Raw genomic sequence first — 17,432 nt, 5'->3', positions numbered from 1 at the left:
GGCCAGCCATCCGGCCGCCTCAGAGCCGGTCGACGCCCGTCACGGTGAGCACAGCGGCGCCCTCTTCGTCGGAGGCGGCGAGGTCGACAGTGGCAGAGAGGCCCCAGTCATGGTCACCGGCCGGATCGTCGAGGATCTGACGGACGGTCCACTCTGTGGGGTCCTCGGTCAGGAGCAGCAGCTGTGCACTGCGGGCGTTCGCACCGATGAGGATCTCGTCGTGGTCGGCGAAGTAGCCGTCGAGCGCGTCCGACCAGGCGTCCGCACCGAAAGACGGATCGAGCTCCCCGAGAGTCTGGACGTCTTCGCGGGCCGCAAGCTGCACACGGCGGAACAGTTCGTTGCGCACGAGCGTGCGGAAAGCGCGCGTGTTCGACGTCAGGCGCTTCGGGGCCGGCGGCACGATGGGCTCGTCGTCCGGTCCGTGCAGCACGCCGTTGACCAGCTCCTCCCACTCGTCGAGGAGGCTCGAGTCGACCTGGCGCACGAGCTCGCCGAGCCACTCGATCAGGTCGCGGAGATCCTCGTCCTTGGCCTCTTCGGGAATCGTCTGAGAGGCCGCGCGGTAGGCATCGGAGAGGTAGCGCAGCACGACGCCCTCTGACCGGGCGATCTTGTAGTACGCGACATATTCCCCGAACGACATGGCCCGCTCATACATGTCGCGTACGACCGACTTCGGATGCAGTTCGAAGTCACGGATCCACGGCTGCGCGGCGCTGAAGGTCTCGAAGGCCGCGGTCAGCAGCTCATCGAGGGGCTTCGGGTAGGTGATCTCCTCGAGCAGCTCCATGCGCTCGTCGTACTCGATGCCCTCGCGCTTCATCGCGGCGACGGCCTCGCCGCGGGCGAGGAACTCCTGCTGCCCGAGGATCGCCCGCGGATCGTCGAGCGTCGCCTCGACGATCGAGATCATATCGAGGGCATAGGAACCTGTGCCGGTGCCGGCCGAAGGATCGCGGTCGAGCAGCTCGAACGCCGCGAGGGCGAACGGCGACAGCGGCTGATTCAGCGCGAAGTTCGGCTGCAGATCGACCGTGAGGCGGATCTCACCGTCATCCGTCTGCTCGACGACGCCGGATTCGAGCAGCGTGCGGTAGATGCCGATCGCGCGCAGCGCCAGCTCGCGCTGCCTCTTGCGCGGCTCGTGGTTGTCGTAGACGAGGGCGCGCATGTTGCCGAACACATCGCCGCCGCGGCCGATCACGTTGAGCATCGTCGCGCTCGTGATCTGCATGTGCGAGGTCAGAGTCTCGGGCTCGGCGTCGATCAGCTTGCGGAACGACGGCTCGCCCCACGACACGAAACCGTCGGGTGCCTTCTTGCGGATGATCTTGCGCTTCTTCTTCGGGTCGTCGCCGGCCTTTTTGATGGCCGCGACGTTGTCGCTCTCGTGCTCGGGCGCCTGGGCGACCACGGTTCCGGCGGTGTCGAAACCCGCGCGACCCGCTCGCCCGGCGATCTGGTGGAACTCGCGCGCGCTGAGCTGCCGCATCCGGGTGCCGTCGAACTTGGTCAGAGCCGTGAGCAGCACCGTGCGGATGGGCACGTTGATGCCGACGCCGAGGGTGTCGGTGCCGCAGATCACGCGCAGCAGTCCTCGTTGAGCCAGCTGCTCGACCAGGCGCCGGTACTTGGGCAGCATCCCCGCATGGTGAACGCCGATGCCTGCGCGCAGGAACCGCGAGAGGGTCTTGCCGAAGGCGGTCGTGAACCGGAATCCGCCGATCAGGGCCGCGATCTCGTCGCGCTGCTCACGCGTGGCGACCTTGGTGCTCGACAGGGCTTGCGCCCGCTCCATGGCGGCGGCCTGCGAGAAGTGCACGACGTAGATCGGGGCCTGGCCGGTGCCCAGCAGGTCGTCGATCGTCTCGTGAATAGGCGTCGTCTCGTAGAAGTAGTGCAGCGGCACGGGGCGCTCGACGCCCGTGACGGATGCCGTGTCGCGGCCGGTGCGGCGGGTGAGGTCGCTCGACAGCTGCGACACATCTCCGAGCGTCGCGGACATGAGGATGAACTGCGCCTGCGGCAGCTCGAGCAGCGGCACCTGCCACGCCCACCCGCGGTCGGGGTCGGCGTAGAAGTGGAACTCGTCCATGACGACCTGGTGCACCGCGGCATCCGTGCCCTGGCGCAGTGCGAGGTTCGCGAGGATCTCTGCCGTGCAGCAGATGATCGGCGCATCGGGGTTGACCGAGGAGTCCCCCGTGATCATTCCGACGTTCGACGCCCCGAACACGTCGACGAGGGAGAAGAACTTCTCGCTCACGAGCGCCTTGATCGGGGCCGTGTAGAACGAGCGACGCCCCTCGACGAGCGCGGCGAAATGCGCGCCGACCGCGACGAGCGACTTGCCGGTGCCGGTGGGCGTCGACAGGATCAGGTTGTTACCCGAGACGATCTCGATGACCGCCTCGTCCTGCGCGGGGTAGAGGCTGATGCCGGTCGACTCCGCCCACTCGACGAACGCCGTGTACACGGCATCCGCATCGGATCCGTCGGTCAGCGTCGTGTGGTCGAGGATCGCAGGCATGGTCCCTTGATCATCCCACCTCCGGCACGGGCGAACCTCGTGCAGTACTCAGCAGGGAATCGTCCGATGCGGCCGAGATCACCGGATTCGAGCGGTCAGCACGATCTCATGCTGAATTGTGAACGCCTCAGACCGAGGTCGCCGCACGCAGCGCGATGCGGATCATGTCGCCGAACGTCTGCTCGCGCTCCTGAGCGGTCGTCTGCTCACCCGTGACGATGTGATCCGACACGGTGCAGATGGCCAGGGCGCGGCGCCCGTGGAACGCCGCGAGGGTATAGAGGCCCGCCGCCTCCATCTCGACCCCGAGTGCGCCGTGCTGCACGAACGGCTCGGTCAGCTCGGGGCGCGTGCTGTAGAACTGGTCGCTCGAGAACAGCAGGCCGACGTGCACGGTCGAGTCGAGCTGCTCGGACTCGCTCGCCTCGACCGCGGCACGCAGCAGGCCGAAGTCCGCGACGGGGGCGTAGTCGAGCCCGTGGAAGCGCACCCGGTTGATGCCCGAGTCGGTGCAGGCGCCGTTCGCGATGATGATGTCGCGCACCTTGAGCTTCTCGGTCAGGGCACCGCACGATCCGACCCGCACGATCGTCTGCACGTCGTACTCTTCGAACAGCTCGCTCGCATAGATCGCCATCGACGGCTGACCCATGCCCGACCCCTGCACCGAGACGCGGTGGCCCTGCCAGTTGCCCGTGTAGCCCAGCATCCCGCGGGTCTCGGAATACAGCTCGGCGTCGTCGAGGAAGGTCTCGGCGATCCACTTCGCGCGCAGCGGGTCGCCAGGGAACAGGACGATGGGGGCGATCTGACCGGGCTGGGCGGCGATGTGCGTGCTCATGCCCTCAGCGTACGAGCCCAACCGATGAGGATGCTCAGCCCTCGCGCCTCCGCACGATCTCGCCGATCCAGATCGGGGCGAACGGCGAGGTGCACCCGGACGCGGTGGGGTAGTCGGCGAGCACCTGCAGGCGCTCACCGATCTCAAGCGCCCTGGTCCGCAGCTCGGGGTGGAAGATGCCGATGTTCGCGAGGGTCTCGTTCATCGCCCACTGCAGGCGCTTCGGCGCCTCCACCAGGTCACGTTCGATCAGGTCGAGCAGATGCTCGAGGTCGAGGCCATCGGCATCCTTGGCGACGCGCACGGTCGTGAGCGACCACGCCGCGGCGGCGACCGTGGGGTCGGAGTCGTCGAACCAGCGCAGCCTCAACTCTTCGGCGAGCGGAGTCTTCTTGGCGACGTAGTTGACGAACCAGTCGTTGACCTTGGGGGCCTGCGTCTGGCGCAGCATCGCGTCGAGTTCATCGGCGGTGAAGTCGCGAGGCTTGCAGATGAGCAGGGCGAGCAGACGGGCTGACGTCTCACCGGTCGCCCACAGCTCCTTCGCGAGGGGCTGGTCGGTCTTGATGCGCTTGGCCACCGTGCGCAGCCGGCTGAGGTTCATGCCGTGGTCGTCGCCGCGCTTCTCGTTGGCGGCCCGCATCTTCGGATCCTCGAGCGCGGCCAGTTCGGCGAGGGCTTCGGGCACGGTCATGTCGGGCATGTGACCAGGGTAGGCCCGGAGCGCTTGTCAAGGCCCGGGCATCTGCGAGCGTCGGGCCCTAATCTCGCATGCACGCAGACCGAACGCCGACGAGAGGAACGCGCATGACCCGCGACAGCAATGACATCAGCACCGAGTCGTCTCCCGGCGCCGAGGAGAACGACAACCTCGGCAGCGAAGACAACAAGGGCGAACCGGCGACCGCCGTCCCCTCGGGCCCGGCCTCGGACGACGACGGCGACGTGCTCGCCGACGACCCCGAACAGGACTGACGCAGCGACAGCGCGCTCACTCCTCCTCGACGAGCTCCCCGCGGATGCGCCGGAGGTCTTCCATCAGCGACCCGATCAGGATCCAGTGCGTCGACGACGGCGGCCGGATGACGAGCGGCGCGGTGAGCGCGGGGATCGCCGAGGTCAGGGTCTCAGGCTCGGGTGACACGTCGGCGATCTGCACGGCCAGCCGCACGTCGTGCCCCGCACGTCGCAGTTGCTCGGCGATCGCCGTGACGGCCGGCTCCTGACCGATCGAGTCGTCGTAGTGGTCGAAGTACGCGCGGGTCATGCCGATGGTCTGCGTCACGATCGGCGACAGCCGCTCGAGCAGTGCCCGCATCTCGCGGAGCTCCTCGCGGTGCGTCGAGCGACGCGGGTTCAGGGTGAGGGATTCCTCGCCTGCCGCGATGGATGCCTCTGCGGCATCCTTCATCGGCCGTAGCAGCCGCGCCTCGAGCATGAGCTCCTGCAGCTTCGCGGACGACTGCGGTTCGGGCAGCGCACCGGCCAGCCGGTCGAGGCTCGCGGCGAGCTCGCTGCCGAGCAGCCCGAGATCGCGGCGGGCGGGGGCCACCAGCACCGGCGGGACGATCAGCGCGTTGACGACGATACCGATGACCACGCCGATCAGGGTTTCGAAGATGCGCGCGATCGCATAGTCGGGGGTCGAGCCGAGTGCGAGCACGAGCATCGCCGAGATCGCGACCTGGTTGCCGGTGCCGGGGGTCGCCTTGAAGGCCCACGCGACCAGCATGGCCACGACGATGGCGAGCAGCACGATCCAGCTCGGCGAACCCAGCAGCAGGCCGAGCGCCACCGCGATCACGACGCCGACGATCACGCCGATGCTGCGTTCGAGCGCCTTCGACAGTGACTGGTTGACGCTCGGCTGCACGACGAGGAGCGCCGCGATCGCGGCGAACACCGGCAGCTGTCCCGGAACCACCCACCCGGCCAGCAGCCACGCGGCGATCGTCGCCGCGGCGGACTTCACCACCTGCAGCAGGGGCGAGCGCTTCGAGGCGCGGATCGCGGCATGGATGCGCATGCGCTCAACGCTACTCGCGCGCATGCTCGGTCGCAGCGCCCTCGATGTCAACCCCATCGCGCATCCCAGGCGCATGCACCTGGATGGGATCACACGAACGACGAACAGTGAGGAGCATCACATGGCGCAGATCATCGAGACCATCGACGTACACGTTCCGGTCGACATCGCTTACAACCAGTGGACGCAGTTCGAGAGCTTCCCCCACTTCCTCGACGAGGTCGAGTCGATCGTCCAGATCGACGACACCCACAACCGCTGGACCGTGAAGGTCGGCGGCGCGGTGCGTGAGTTCGACGCCGAGATCACCGAGCAGCACCCCGACGAGCGCGTCGCCTGGAAGAGCGTCGGCGGCGACACCGAGCACGCGGGTGTGGTGACGTTCCACAAGCTCGAGGAGCTCACGACTCGCGTGACGGTGCAGATCGACTGGGAGCCCGAGGGCCTTCTCGAGAAGGTCGGCTCGCTCGTGGGCGCGGGCTCGCACGCGGTGAAGAAGGATCTCAAGAACTTCAAGGAGTTCATCGAGAAGCGCGGCGCCGAGACCGGTGCCTGGCGAGGCGACGTCGACTCCTGATCGACCCCTGGTCCGAGGCCCGGGCGGTGGTGCCCCCATCACCGCCCGGGCCTCTTTCGCTGCCTGCTCGCAGCCTGTCTGCGGCTCGCGAGTGGCGACTAGGGCGATCTCGATGCAGAAGATAGGGCATCCTCCCGATGCCGACACGGCACCTCAGAGCGGAGTGTAGGGACATCCCAACTGAGGAGATGTCATGTACGAGCACCCCTACTTCACCGAGAAGGTCGCCGAGTTCGAGACCGAGCGTCTCGAGCGGGCCGCCGAACGCCGTCGCTTCCTCGCCGAGCACGCCGGCCAGATCGTCCCGCGGGCTCCCGGCGCGGTCAGACAGTTCGGACAGCGGATGCTGCGCGCCATCACCGGTCACCAGGCGAGTGCGCCGGATGCTGTCGCGGATGCCGCGCCGGATGCTGGGGCGGATGCCGTCACGGCCGCGCCGCTCATCACGACGCCGGCTGCCCCGCGAGCGGCGCGGGTCGCCGCGCCCGCCGAGATGGCGACCGCTGCACCAGTCGACCGGTGCGTCGCCGTCGGCTGCGAGCCCATGCCGGCTCGGTGAGTTCTACGTCTCTGCCACAGGTCGCGTCACCCCGCCCGAATGTCGGAGGCGAGTGGGACGATGAGTGCATGTCACTCTCCGCCGCGGGCGCTGCGATGGTCGGCCGAGAGGCCGAGATCGCGGTCATGCGCGGGCTGTTCGACCGAGTCGTCGAGGGGGTCCCTCTCGCGGCGCTCGTCGAGGGCGAGGCGGGCATAGGCAAGTCCCGGCTGCTGCGCGAGTTCGGCGCCGAGGTGGCCAACCGAGCCGATGTGCACGTCGGGTGGTGTCTCGATCTCGGGGCGTCGCGCACACCGTTCGGGCCGATCACCGGCATCCTCCGCTCGATCGTCACCCGCATGGGCGCAGATCGCGTGCGCCAAGAGCTCGGCGTCGGCGTCGAAGCCCTGGGCATGCTGCTGCCCGAGCTCAATCCCACCGAGCGCTCGCAGAGCAGCCCCGACAGGCTGCGCGATGCGATCGCCGCTCTCATCGAGGCCGCGGCCGAGCACGCGCCGCAGGTGCTCATCGTCGAAGACCTGCACTGGGCAGACGAATCGACCCTCGCGCTGCTCTCCTTCCTGCTCCGCACGCTGACCCACGGGCGCATCCTTCTGCTCCTCACCTGCCGCTCCGACGACGTCCGCCGCGGAGACGCGGTCAGCCGGTTCATCGGCGAGGCCACTCGCGCGCGCCTGCTCGAGCGGGTCACTGTCGAGCGGCTCGAGACCTCGGCGGTTCGCCAGCTCGCCGAATCGATCACCGGGCAGCCCCTCAGCGACGCGGCGCTCGAGCGCATCCAGGACCGCGCCGAAGGAGTCCCCTTCTTCGTCGAAGAGCTCGCGGGCTGCTCTTCGGGCCCGCTCCCCGGCAGCCTGCGCGATCTGCTCCTGGCCCGTTTCGACCGCCTCGGTGACGACGCGAGACGAGTGGTGCAGGTGGTGTCGGGGGCCGAGCGCCCGCTGACCCATCCGCTGGTCACGCAGCTCGCGGGGTTGGCCGAGGCGCGGCTCGATGAGGCGATCCGTGAGGCGACGCTCAGCGGCATCCTGGTCGTGGCCGACGATGACTACCGATTCCGGCATGCGCTGCTGCGCGAGGCCGTGCACGACGATCTGCTTCCGGGCGAGAGGGCGCGGCTGCACCGAGCGTATGCCGAGGCTCTGGAGGAGAACTGCGACGGCTCCGACACCGCCGACTCGGCCGCGCTTGCCTATCACTGGCAACTCGCGCAAGACGACCGGCGCGCGCTCGCCGCGGCCGTCGCCGCGATGTTCGACGCCAAGTCGCGGTTCGCCTTCGCGAGCGCAGCCCGCTTCGGAGAGCTCGCCCTCGATCTGTGGATCCAGGTTCCTGATGCCGAGAGCGTCGTGGGCCTCGACCGCCTCGAGATGCTCCGCGCACTCGGCTCGGTGCTGCGCAACGGGGGCGACGGAGAGCGGGCGCTCGCCGTGGTCAATCTCGCACTCGATGAGGTCGACCCCGCGACCGTCGATCCTCGTATGCATGCGAGACTGCTGCGCGACAAGGCGTATTACACGATGAATCTCGGCCGACGCGGGGCGATCCCGCTCCTGCAGGAGTCGCTCGAGATTCTCGACGGGAGAGTCGACGACGATCGACTCCGCGCATCGATCCTCAATCAGCTGGGCAGTCGGCACATGGTTGCGGGTCGATTCGACGAGGCGATGTCGCTGGCCACCGAGGCTGGCGAGAGGGCAGCGCGTGCCGGTTCCGACGACGAGGCATCGATCGCCGCGAATGTGCGGGGCGGATCCAGGGCGCAGCTCGGCGACCTGGCAGAGGCGCACCGTGAGTATGCGCTCGCCCTCAGCCTCGCGAAGAGCGCCAATCCTGAACTGCGCTACCGCGTCAACTACTCCGACCTGCTGGCGCTGCTCGGGCGTTACCGAGACGCCGTGGTCGTCGCGGAAGACGGCATGGCGCGGGCGCGGGCATACGGCGTCGAGCGCACGACCGGTGCGATGATCACCCAGAACATGGCGGTCCCGCTGCTCGAACTCGGCGAGATCGAGCGCGTGGAGGGGATGCTGGAGCGCGAACTCGCCCAAGACACTCTGCGGATCTTCCACATGTACTCCACGATGACGCGTGTTCGGGTGCTGTCGTGGCGGGGTCGACACGAAGAGGCAGCCGAGATACTTCGCGAGTGGCATCCCGCGTTCGCCGAGACGGGCGAAGACGAACGGCAGATCTGGTACGACGAAGTCATGATGAGGGTCTCCGTGGCCGAGTCTCGAGGAGACCTCGCAGCGGCGCTCGATGAGATCAGGCGGATGCTCCGCGATCCGGGCCCCGTCTGCCTGCACCAGCGGCGCCTCCTCCTCGAAGCAGGGTGGCTGATCGCTGAGCTTCGGTCGACGGGCTCCGAGCATGGGGCGTCGATCGATGCCGCGATCGACGAAGTGCGCGGCGCGTGGCTCGCCCAGCCGGAGCAGCTGCTCGGCGACGCGTGGTGGTCGATTCTCGATGCCCTGCTGGTGCCTTCGGGGCCGGCGCTGCGGGCGGCCGTCGAACTGGCGGATTCAGACGACGTGCCGGTGACCTTCCGTGTGACCACGCGGCTCGAACTCGCGCGGCTGCTGGTCGGGGCAGGGGAGCGGGCCGACGCGGCCTCGGTCCTCGGACATGCGCTGCAGGAGGCCGAGCGGCTCGGCCACGTTCCGCTCGTGCGCATCGTGAGCGGGTTCTCCGCGGCGGCGGGCCTGTCCGCAGCATTCGGCATCGTCAGTGGCGTGGCTGACGCCGACCCGCTCACGGCACGCGAGCGGCAGGTGCTCGACCTGATCGCCGAGGGGCTGAGCAACCGTCAGATCGGTGAGCGGCTCTTCATCAGCGTCAAGACAGTGAGCGTTCATGTGTCGGCTGTGCTGCGAAAACTCGGCGTCAGCACGCGCACCGAGGCGGCGGTTCTTCAAAAGAATCAGAACTTCGGGGTTTCACGTCAGGATGCCGTGGTACGTTGAGCTTGCGCGTATGTCGGACGTTCCGTCACGGCGCAGGCCGCGCAAGCGGCCGTTTGAAAAAGAAAGTAGAAAACACATGGCCACTGGCACTGTGAAATGGTTCAACGCTGAAAAGGGCTTCGGCTTCATCGCTCCCGATGACGGCACGGACGACCTTTTCGCCCACTACTCGGCAATCACCGGCTCCGGTTTCAAGGAGCTCCGTGAGAACCAGAAGGTCGAATTCGACGCTGAGCGTGGCCCCAAGGGCATGCAGGCTGCGAACATCCGCGCTCTCTGAGCGCGAGCAGACTTCCTGAAGCCGGTCGGATCCTCACGGATCCGGCCGGCTTTCTGCATGCCCGGGGGACTTCCTCGAGGCGGGCATGATCGACGAGCCCGCCGCTCAGTTCTCGCGCGGGGTCAATACTGCATCCGAATGGGCGTGCGGGGTCAAAACCGCATCCGAATCGGGCGTGGGGGATGCGTTTTTGACCCCGCACGTGCGTCGCGGATGCCCGCCAACGCCGAGAACCGAGATGAGGCTTGCCTAACTTTCTGTTAGATTAGGCCAGGCTTACCAAAGCCTGGCGCCCCTCCGCGCCGCACCCCCTCATCCCAACCCGAAGGGAATGCCTGTGCGCACCTCTCGTCTTCTCGCCGCCGGTGTCGCCGCCGCCCTCGCCCTCGGCCTCACGGCCTGCGCGACGTCGTCGAACGACTCGAACTCCGACTCCGCCGGCGGAAACCCCGCTGATGACAGCGCCTTCCCCGTCACGATCGAGCACGTCTACGGCGAGACCACGATCGAGGAGAAGCCCGAGCGCGTCGCGACCGTTGCCTGGGCGAACCACGAGGTTCCTCTCGCGCTCGGCATCGTGCCGGTCGGCATGAGCAAGGCGAGCTGGGGCGACGACGACGACAACGGCATCCTGCCCTGGGTCGAGGAGAAGCTCGACGAGCTCGGTGGCGAAGAGCCCGTGCTGTTCGACGAGTCCGACGGCATCGACTACGAGGCTGTCGCCGACACCCAGCCCGACGTGATCCTCGCCTCGTACTCGGGCCTGACGCAGGAGGAGTACGACACCCTCTCGAAGATCGCGCCGGTCGTCGCGTACCCCGAGGTCGCCTGGGGCACCCCGGTCGACGAGATGATCGAGATGAACTCGAAGGCACTCGGTCTCGAGGCCGAGGGCGAGGCCCTGATCGACGACCTGCACGCCGACGCCGAAGCCGCTCTCGAAGAGAACAGCGCGCTCAAGGACAAGAAGGTCCTGTTCGCCTACATCGACCCGAGCGACCTGAGCCAGGTCGGCTACTACACCGCGATCGACACGCGCCCCGGCTACCTGCACGACGACCTGGGCCTTCCCCTGCCGTCCGTCGTCGAGGAGAACGCCGACAGCGACCAGTTCTACCTGACGGTCAGCTCCGAAGAGGCCGACAAGTTCGCTGACGTCGACGTCTTCGTGACCTACGGCGACGACTCGCTCATCGCGCCCCTGCAGGCAGACCCGCTGCTGTCGAAGATCCCTGCCATCGCCGAGGGCCGCATCGCGATCCTCCCGGATGCCACTCCGATCGCCGCGTCGGCGAACCCCTCGCCGCTGTCCATCCCGTGGGGTCTCTCCGACTACCTCGGCCTGCTGGCGGCACCGCTCGCCGCGAAGTGACCTTCAGCGTCACCCTCGCGCACTGAATTCCCGTGACCGCTGTCACCATGCCCGTGCCGGGCGCCGCAGATCTGCGGCGCCCGGCATGGGCGCGCTCGCTCTGGCTGCTCGTCGGCCTCGGAGTGCTGCTCGTGCTCTGCATCCTGTCGATCTGCTTCGGTGTGCGCGCCGTGAGCATCGACGACATCTTCGCCGCGCTCAGCGGGCAGGATGACACGCTCGCCCAGGCCGCGATCATCAAGCGCCTTCCGCGCACCGTACTCGCGATCCTCGTCGGCGCCGCTCTCGCCCTCTCCGGTGCGACGATGCAGGCGGTCACCCGCAACCCGATCGCCGACCCCGGCATCCTCGGCGTCTCGAACGGCGCCTCGCTCGCCGTCGTCATCGGCCTCGCGTTCATCGGCCTCACCGACGCCTACAGCCAGATGGTCTTCGCCATCATCGGAGCCGCGCTCGCCGCGGCCTTCGTCTACACGGTCGGCTCGCTCGGCCGCGGTGGCGCCACACCTCTCAAGCTCGCTCTCGCGGGGGCCGCCACGTCGGCCGCCTTCGCCTCGCTGATCAGCGCCATCATGCTGCCTCGCGTCGACCTGCTGCAGGCCTTCCAGTCGTGGCAGATCGGTGGCGTCGGCGGCGCCGAATGGCCGCGCATCGCGATCACCGCTCCGGTGCTCGCACTCGGAGCGGTGATCTGCTTCATCAGCGCTCGCGGCATGAACTCCCTCGCCCTCGGCGATGACATGGCCAAGGGGCTCGGCGAGCACGTGTTCCGCACGCGCCTCATGTCGGCCCTCGGCGCCGTGATCCTCGCCGGCGCGGCCACCGCGATCGGGGGTCCGATCGGCTTCGTCGGTCTCGTCATCCCGCATGTGTGCCGGATGCTGATCGGCACCGACCATCGCTGGCTGCTGCCGTTCTCTGCGCTCGCCGGCGCTGCTCTGCTGCTCGCGAGCGACATCGTCGGTCGCGTGATCTCGCCGACGTCGGAGGAGATCCAGGTCGGCATCATCACCGCCATCATCGGCGCCCCGTTCTTCATCTGGATCGTCCGTCGTCAGAAGGTGCGTGAACTGTGAGCACCATCGACCGGGCTGCGGCCCAGACTCCTGCGGCATCCGAACGCACTCGCGACTCCGTTGCGGCGATCATCGCCGGCCGTCGTTCGCGCCACCGCCGCCACGCCGTCGCGACCGTCGTGCTCGGCGCGATGCTCGTGGTGCTGTTCACCGTCGCCCTGATGATCGGCAACACGTTCTATCCGCTCGACGAGGTGATCCGTGTGATCCTCGGCGAGACGGTTCCCGGTGCCTCTTTCACGGTCGGCGAGCTGCGCCTGCCTCGGGCGGTGCTCGCTGTTCTCGCCGGGTTCGCGTTCGGCATCGCGGGTGTCTCGTTCCAGACGCTGCTGCGCAATCCGCTCGCCTCGCCCGACATCATCGGCATCTCGAACGGCGCGGGCGCCGCAGCCGTGTTCGGCATCGTGGTGCTGTCGCTGAACGGCCCGGTCGTCTCCCTGCTCGCGCTGGGCGGCGCGATCGTCACGGCAGGTGTCATCTACCTGCTCTCGATCAAGAACGGTTTCGCCGGCACGCGTCTGATCCTGATCGGCATCGGCATCGCGGCGATGCTGCAGAGCATCATCTCCTACATGCTGTCGAGAGCGGCGAGCTGGGACATCCAGACCGCGATGCAGTGGCTCACCGGCAGCCTGAACAATGCCTCGTGGGAGCGCGTGATGCCGCTCGCGATCGCCGCCGCCGTGCTCCTGCCGCTGCTGCTCTCGCAGGGTCGGGCACTCGGCGCGATGCAGCTCGGCGACGACTCGGCATCCGGTCTCGGTGTGCGGGTCAACACCACCCGCCTGCTGTTCATCCTGGGAGCCGTCGCACTGCTCGCCTTCGCGACCGCCGCCTGCGGCCCCATCGCATTCGTCGCGTTCATGGCCGGTCCGATCGCCGCTCGCATCACCGGCCCCGGCGCGAACCTGCTGCTTCCCAGCGCGTTCGTGGGGGCCGTGCTGGTGCTCGGCGGCGACCTCATCGGCCAGTTCGCGTTCGGCGAGCGCTACCCGGTCGGCGTCATCACCGGCGTGCTCGGTGCTCCGTACCTCATCTTCCTGCTCATCCGCACCAACCGCTCGGGAGGCTCCCTGTGACCGAGGCGCACACCCTGACGGCCGAGTCCGTCACCCTCGCCTATGGCGACCGCACGATCATCGACGGCCTCGACCTGGCGATCGCCCCCGGCAAGATCACGACGATCGTCGGAGCGAACGGATGCGGCAAGTCGACGCTGTTGCGCTCGCTCGCGCGCCTGCTCTCGCCGACCGCCGGCCAGATCGTGCTCGACGGCAAGTCGGTGCACGCGCGCCCCACCAAGGAGGTCGCTCGCATCCTGGGTCTGCTGCCGCAGTCGCCCGTCGCGCCCGAGGGCATCGCCGTCGCCGACCTGGTCGGTCGCGGGCGGCATCCGCACCAGAAGATGCTCGCCCGCTGGAGTGCCCACGACTACGAGATCGTGGCGGACGCCCTCGAGGCGACCGGAACCACCGATCTCGCCGACCGCAGCGTCGACGAGCTCTCGGGTGGCCAGCGTCAGCGCGTGTGGATCGCGATGGCGCTCGCGCAGGAGACCGACATCCTGCTGCTGGACGAGCCGACTACGTTCCTCGATGTCGCGCACCAGGTCGAGGTGCTCGACCTGCTCACCGACCTGAGTGTCTCGCGCGGCACCACGATCGTCATGGTGCTGCACGACCTCAACCTGGCCGCCCGCTATGCCGACGAGCTCGTCGCGATGAAGGAGGGCAGGGTGCACGCCACCGGCGCTCCGCAGGACGTCGTGACCGCGCAGCTCGTCGAAGAGGTCTTCGGCCTCGCGAACCAGATCACCATCGACCCGGTTTCGGGAAAGCCGATGGTCACCCCTATCGGAAGGCATCATGTCCGCTGAGACGACGACCGAACGCCCCACCTACGTGCTGGCCCGCGCCGAGGTGCGCGCGGTCGAACGGGTGTCGCCGAACTTCGTGCGCGTCACGTTCGGCGGTGACGACCTGTTCGAGTTCGGCACGCCGGGTGACGTCTTCGACTCTCGGATCAAGATCGTGTTCCCGCCGGCATCCGGCATCCTTCCCGAACTCGATCGCGAGACCGACGACTGGTGGGGTTCGTACCTCGCGGTGCCCGAGGGCGAGCGCGGATCCATGCGCACCTACTCGGTGCGCGACCTGCGGGTGACGGATGCCGGCACCGAGCTCGATGTCGATTTCGTGCTGCACCTGGCACCCGGGCTCACGGGTCCCGCCTCGAGGTGGGCCGATGCGGCCGCCGCCGGCCAGGAGCTGTTCATCGTCGGACCGCGTCGAGGAGTCGCTGCGGCGGCCCACGGTGGGGCCGAATACGAGCCCGGCACCGCTGCGTCGGTCCTTCTCGCCGGTGACGAGACTGCAGCTCCCGCGATCGCCCGCATCCTCGAGGATGCCCCGAGCGGCCTGCGAGGCTGCGCGTTCATCGAGGTGCCGTCGCCCGCCGACATCCTGCGCATCGACGCTCCCGCGGGAGTCGAGGTGCACTGGCTGCCCCGCGATGCGGGCGAGCCTCACGGTGTGCGTCTCATCCCCGCAGTGCTCGAGTACCTCGGCGATGCGGATGCTGCCGACGAGATCGACGTGAAGGACATCGAGTCCGAGGACCTGCTCTGGGAGACGCCCGACTACTCGGGTCTCGGCGAGGAGATCGCCGAGGCGGATGCCCCCGCCGAGCGCTACTTCTGGATCGCCGGCGAGAGCGGCGTCGTCACGACACTGCGCCGTCACCTGGTCAAGGACCTCGGCATCGACCGCTCGCAGGTCGCCTTCATGGGCTACTGGCGCCGCGGCGTAGCCATGCGCGGCTGAGGCCGTGAATGGGCGGATCTCAGATGCGTTCGATGTGCTGTTCGTTCTGTGACACGCGTCACCCGTCGTGAGAGGATCGCGTGTGCTTTCGACGTCGCATGAGCCGGTCGGCTACTCGTGTCCGTTCTGTCGCTTAGTGCAGGGAATCTTCGACGAACGCAATCTACCGTCGGACATCATCGCCGTCACAGAACGCGCCTACGCTCGCATCGCTCCGAAGTGGTGGCCGGGAAATCCGGGCGCGGTCCTCGTCATTCCCCGGGAGCATGTGGAGAACATCTACGACCTGTCTCCGGAGGTCGGGGGCGCGGTGTGGGAGCTGACGCAGAAAGTTGCGATCGGGATGCGCTCCTCTTACGACTGCGAGGGCACGTCGATCCGCCAGCACAACGAGCCCGCCGGAAATCAGGATGTGTGGCACCTTCACGTCCATGTCTTCCCGCGCCACGCAGAGGATCGTCTCTATCAGCGACAAGACGAGGCGCGCTGGGTATCCCCGTCGGACCGGGAGCCCTTCGCACTGCGGTTGAGGGAAGCGCTCGGGCTGCCAGTCACGTTCGACTGATCGGGACGCTCCGCTCACCTGAGATCGTGATCAGGCCCGCGCGGATGCCACGCTCCGAACCCTGGAGATCCGTCGCGGCAGAGGTCAGACTGGGCGGATGGAGTATGCCGGAGTAGTGCCGATGGACGCCCCCGACCCGAGCATCGAGTCCGAAGCTCGCGTGCGCGGATTCTCCTACCCGGTGTTCCAGCTGCGACCGCAGCCGTCGCTCACGCGGATACCGGGCGCCTCGTTCATGGAGATGGGAACGGGCATGCGGGCGGGAACGGGCGCGCCAATGGGAGTGGCCGAGTCGTCGGTGTCGTTCAGCTACACGCTGTGGCGGCATCCCGACGACCACTCCGACCCTCGCAACGAGATCGAGTTGGACCCCGGCATCCGGCGGTCGATCGAGGAGGAACCGCCGTGGGGTCGCCCTGCGTGGATGATCGAGCAGTCTCAGGTCTTCAAGTACCCGATGCTCTGGGAGGCGGTGCGGTCCAGTTGGCAGGCGTCGCCCGACCCCGAACGGCATTCGCTCCCGCAGCAGCTCGTCGACCACGCCAATCACATACTGCGCAACAGATTCCGTGAGGAGCTCGGACTCCCCGACGTCCCGAGCGAGGGTGACGACGGCGGCTGGGAGGCGAAGACATCGGCGGCGAGGGATGCCGTTGTAGCGGTCGACGGTCAGGATCGACCCGCCGTGCAGATCGACACCGACCCGTTCGTCTACGCGGTCGGGTTCCGCGTGGATGAGCACGTCATCTGCACGACGGTCGTTCCGCGCGACAGCCTGCATCTGTTCGACATCGCCCTCACGACCTACGAGTGACTCGACGGGTGTCCGGCGAGTCCAACCGTCTCGTGGCGGGACGCGACCTGGTGGCGCACGAGGATGTCGCGTCATAGCATCCCAGTGGAATCATTCGACGACGAGGAGGCCGTCCATGACGCAGCACGTGCTCGAGCTACCGGAGGTCGATCTGGTCTACGACGTGCACGGGCCTCTGCCGACAGCAGATGGTCGCCCTCCACTGATGATGATCGGGCAGCCGATGGATGCGAGCGGATTCCAGGCTCAGGTGAAGCTGTTCGATGATCGCACCGTCGTGACGTACGACCCGCGTGGTTTGGGCCGCAGCACGCGCAAGGACGGCGGCGTCACGAACGACCCGGCGACCCAGGCCGAGGATGTCCACGCGATCATCGAGGCGCTCGGCGACGGCCCCGTCGACATGCTCGCGAGCAGCGGCGGCGCCGTGAGTGCGCTCGCTCTGGTCACGGCACACCCGCATGACGTCGCGACCCTGGTCGCTCACGAGCCGCCGATCGACAGCGTGCTGCCGGATGCCGAGGCTGTCCACCGTGCCCGCATCGCCTACACGCAGGTGTATCACGACAAGGGGTGGGGCGCAGGGATGGCGGCGTTCATCGCGATGACGTCGTGGGAGGGCGAAGTCACCGACGAGTACCTCGCGCAGCCGGCTCCTGATCCCGCGGCGTTCGGGATCCCGACCGAGGACGACGGCAAGCGAGACGACCCGTTGCTGTCAGAAGTCTCGTGGGCGGTTCCCCTCTACGTCCCGGACATCGAGGCGCTGAAGGCGGCGCCCACCCGGATCGTCGTCGCCGTCGGCGAGGAATCTCGCAAGGTCTACACCGGCCGCACCGCGATCGCCCTGGCCGAGCAGCTCGGCCAGCAGGCGACGGTCTTCCCCAGTCACCACGGCGGCTTCATGGGCGGAGAGTTCGGCTACGCCGGACAGCCCGAGGCCTTCGCGGCCAAGCTCCGCGAGGTGCTCGACCAGAAGTAGGTCGCGCACGGAACGCGCC

General features: G+C 68.0%; 17 protein-coding genes. 13 read left to right on the top strand and 4 right to left on the bottom strand.

Annotated features, from left to right (window positions below; all coding sequences use genetic code 11):
- Positions 1-19: 19 nt before the first annotated feature.
- The 3 genes from ACLKOY_RS09715 to ACLKOY_RS09705 form a co-directional block, all read right to left on the bottom strand.
- The gene (locus ACLKOY_RS09715) at positions 20-2,533 is read right to left on the bottom strand and encodes a DEAD/DEAH box helicase (protein ID WP_436453440.1); all 2,514 of its coding nucleotides are present in this window, start codon (positions 2,531-2,533) and stop codon (positions 20-22) included.
- A gap of 127 nt (positions 2,534-2,660) precedes the next feature.
- Positions 2,661-3,374 (bottom strand): purine-nucleoside phosphorylase, encoded by a 714-nt coding sequence (deoD, locus tag ACLKOY_RS09710; RefSeq protein ID WP_436453439.1) that lies wholly within the window; start codon positions 3,372-3,374, stop codon positions 2,661-2,663.
- 34 nt (positions 3,375-3,408) lie between these two features.
- Positions 3,409-4,077: a DNA alkylation repair protein gene (locus ACLKOY_RS09705; protein WP_436453438.1), complete on the bottom strand. Its 669-nt coding sequence runs from the start codon at positions 4,075-4,077 to the stop codon at positions 3,409-3,411.
- 104 nt (positions 4,078-4,181) lie between these two features.
- On the opposite strand from ACLKOY_RS09705, the gene ACLKOY_RS09700 reads away from it, so the two are divergent.
- Entirely contained in the window at positions 4,182-4,349 is a 168-nt protein-coding gene (locus ACLKOY_RS09700; protein WP_181164294.1) for a hypothetical protein, read from the top strand.
- 16 nt (positions 4,350-4,365) lie between these two features.
- Here the strand turns inward: ACLKOY_RS09700 and ACLKOY_RS09695 are convergent, their stop codons facing one another.
- Positions 4,366-5,400: an FUSC family protein gene (locus ACLKOY_RS09695; protein ID WP_436453437.1), complete on the bottom strand. Its 1,035-nt coding sequence runs from the start codon at positions 5,398-5,400 to the stop codon at positions 4,366-4,368.
- A gap of 121 nt (positions 5,401-5,521) precedes the next feature.
- Here ACLKOY_RS09695 and ACLKOY_RS09690 point away from each other — a divergent pair, with 121 nt between their 5' ends.
- From ACLKOY_RS09690 to ACLKOY_RS09635, 12 genes are all read left to right on the top strand, one after another.
- Entirely contained in the window at positions 5,522-5,977 is a 456-nt protein-coding gene (locus ACLKOY_RS09690; RefSeq protein ID WP_436453436.1) for an SRPBCC family protein, read from the top strand.
- A 193-nt stretch (positions 5,978-6,170) separates the two neighbouring features.
- The gene (locus ACLKOY_RS09685) at positions 6,171-6,536 is read left to right on the top strand and encodes a hypothetical protein (protein WP_436453435.1); all 366 of its coding nucleotides are present in this window, start codon (positions 6,171-6,173) and stop codon (positions 6,534-6,536) included.
- Positions 6,537-6,604: 68 nt separating this feature from the next.
- The gene (locus ACLKOY_RS09680) at positions 6,605-9,502 is read left to right on the top strand and encodes a helix-turn-helix transcriptional regulator (protein ID WP_436453434.1); all 2,898 of its coding nucleotides are present in this window, start codon (positions 6,605-6,607) and stop codon (positions 9,500-9,502) included.
- Positions 9,503-9,578: 76 nt separating this feature from the next.
- The gene (locus tag ACLKOY_RS09675; RefSeq protein ID WP_042538190.1) at positions 9,579-9,782 is read left to right on the top strand and encodes a cold-shock protein; all 204 of its coding nucleotides are present in this window, start codon (positions 9,579-9,581) and stop codon (positions 9,780-9,782) included.
- 337 nt (positions 9,783-10,119) lie between these two features.
- Positions 10,120-11,154 carry an iron-siderophore ABC transporter substrate-binding protein gene (locus tag ACLKOY_RS09670; RefSeq protein ID WP_436453433.1) on the top strand — a complete coding sequence of 345 codons (1,035 nt, stop codon included), beginning with the start codon at positions 10,120-10,122 and terminating at the stop codon, positions 11,152-11,154.
- Positions 11,155-11,201: 47 nt separating this feature from the next.
- Positions 11,202-12,230, top strand: a complete 1,029-nt coding sequence (locus tag ACLKOY_RS09665; RefSeq protein ID WP_436454111.1) for a FecCD family ABC transporter permease — start codon at positions 11,202-11,204, stop codon at positions 12,228-12,230.
- Positions 12,227-13,309: a FecCD family ABC transporter permease gene (locus ACLKOY_RS09660; RefSeq protein WP_436453432.1), complete on the top strand. Its 1,083-nt coding sequence runs from the start codon at positions 12,227-12,229 to the stop codon at positions 13,307-13,309. Before ACLKOY_RS09665 ends, ACLKOY_RS09660 begins: the two co-directional genes overlap by 4 nt.
- On the top strand, positions 13,306-14,106 hold the full coding sequence (locus ACLKOY_RS09655) for an ABC transporter ATP-binding protein (RefSeq protein ID WP_140035878.1): 801 nt from the start codon (positions 13,306-13,308) through the stop codon (positions 14,104-14,106). Before ACLKOY_RS09660 ends, ACLKOY_RS09655 begins: the two co-directional genes overlap by 4 nt.
- A complete protein-coding gene (locus ACLKOY_RS09650; protein WP_436453431.1) occupies positions 14,096-15,052 on the top strand; it encodes a siderophore-interacting protein in 957 nt (318 codons plus the stop codon). The genes ACLKOY_RS09655 and ACLKOY_RS09650 overlap by 11 nt, the downstream gene beginning before the upstream one ends.
- Before the next feature lie 82 nt (positions 15,053-15,134).
- Positions 15,135-15,617, top strand: a complete 483-nt coding sequence (locus ACLKOY_RS09645) for an HIT family protein (protein WP_436453430.1) — start codon at positions 15,135-15,137, stop codon at positions 15,615-15,617.
- A gap of 97 nt (positions 15,618-15,714) precedes the next feature.
- Complete coding sequence (locus ACLKOY_RS09640; protein WP_436453429.1) at positions 15,715-16,431, top strand: hypothetical protein; 717 nt, start codon at positions 15,715-15,717, stop codon at positions 16,429-16,431.
- A 115-nt stretch (positions 16,432-16,546) separates the two neighbouring features.
- Positions 16,547-17,413 carry an alpha/beta fold hydrolase gene (locus ACLKOY_RS09635; protein ID WP_436453428.1) on the top strand — a complete coding sequence of 289 codons (867 nt, stop codon included), beginning with the start codon at positions 16,547-16,549 and terminating at the stop codon, positions 17,411-17,413.
- Positions 17,414-17,432 lie beyond the last annotated feature (19 nt).

The organism is Microbacterium sp. K2 (assembly GCF_051365005.1).
Lineage (GTDB): Bacteria > Actinomycetota > Actinomycetes > Actinomycetales > Microbacteriaceae > Microbacterium > Microbacterium foliorum_B.
Note: the sequence above shows the minus strand (reverse complement) of the source record. Positions and strands in the feature narration are given on the sequence as shown.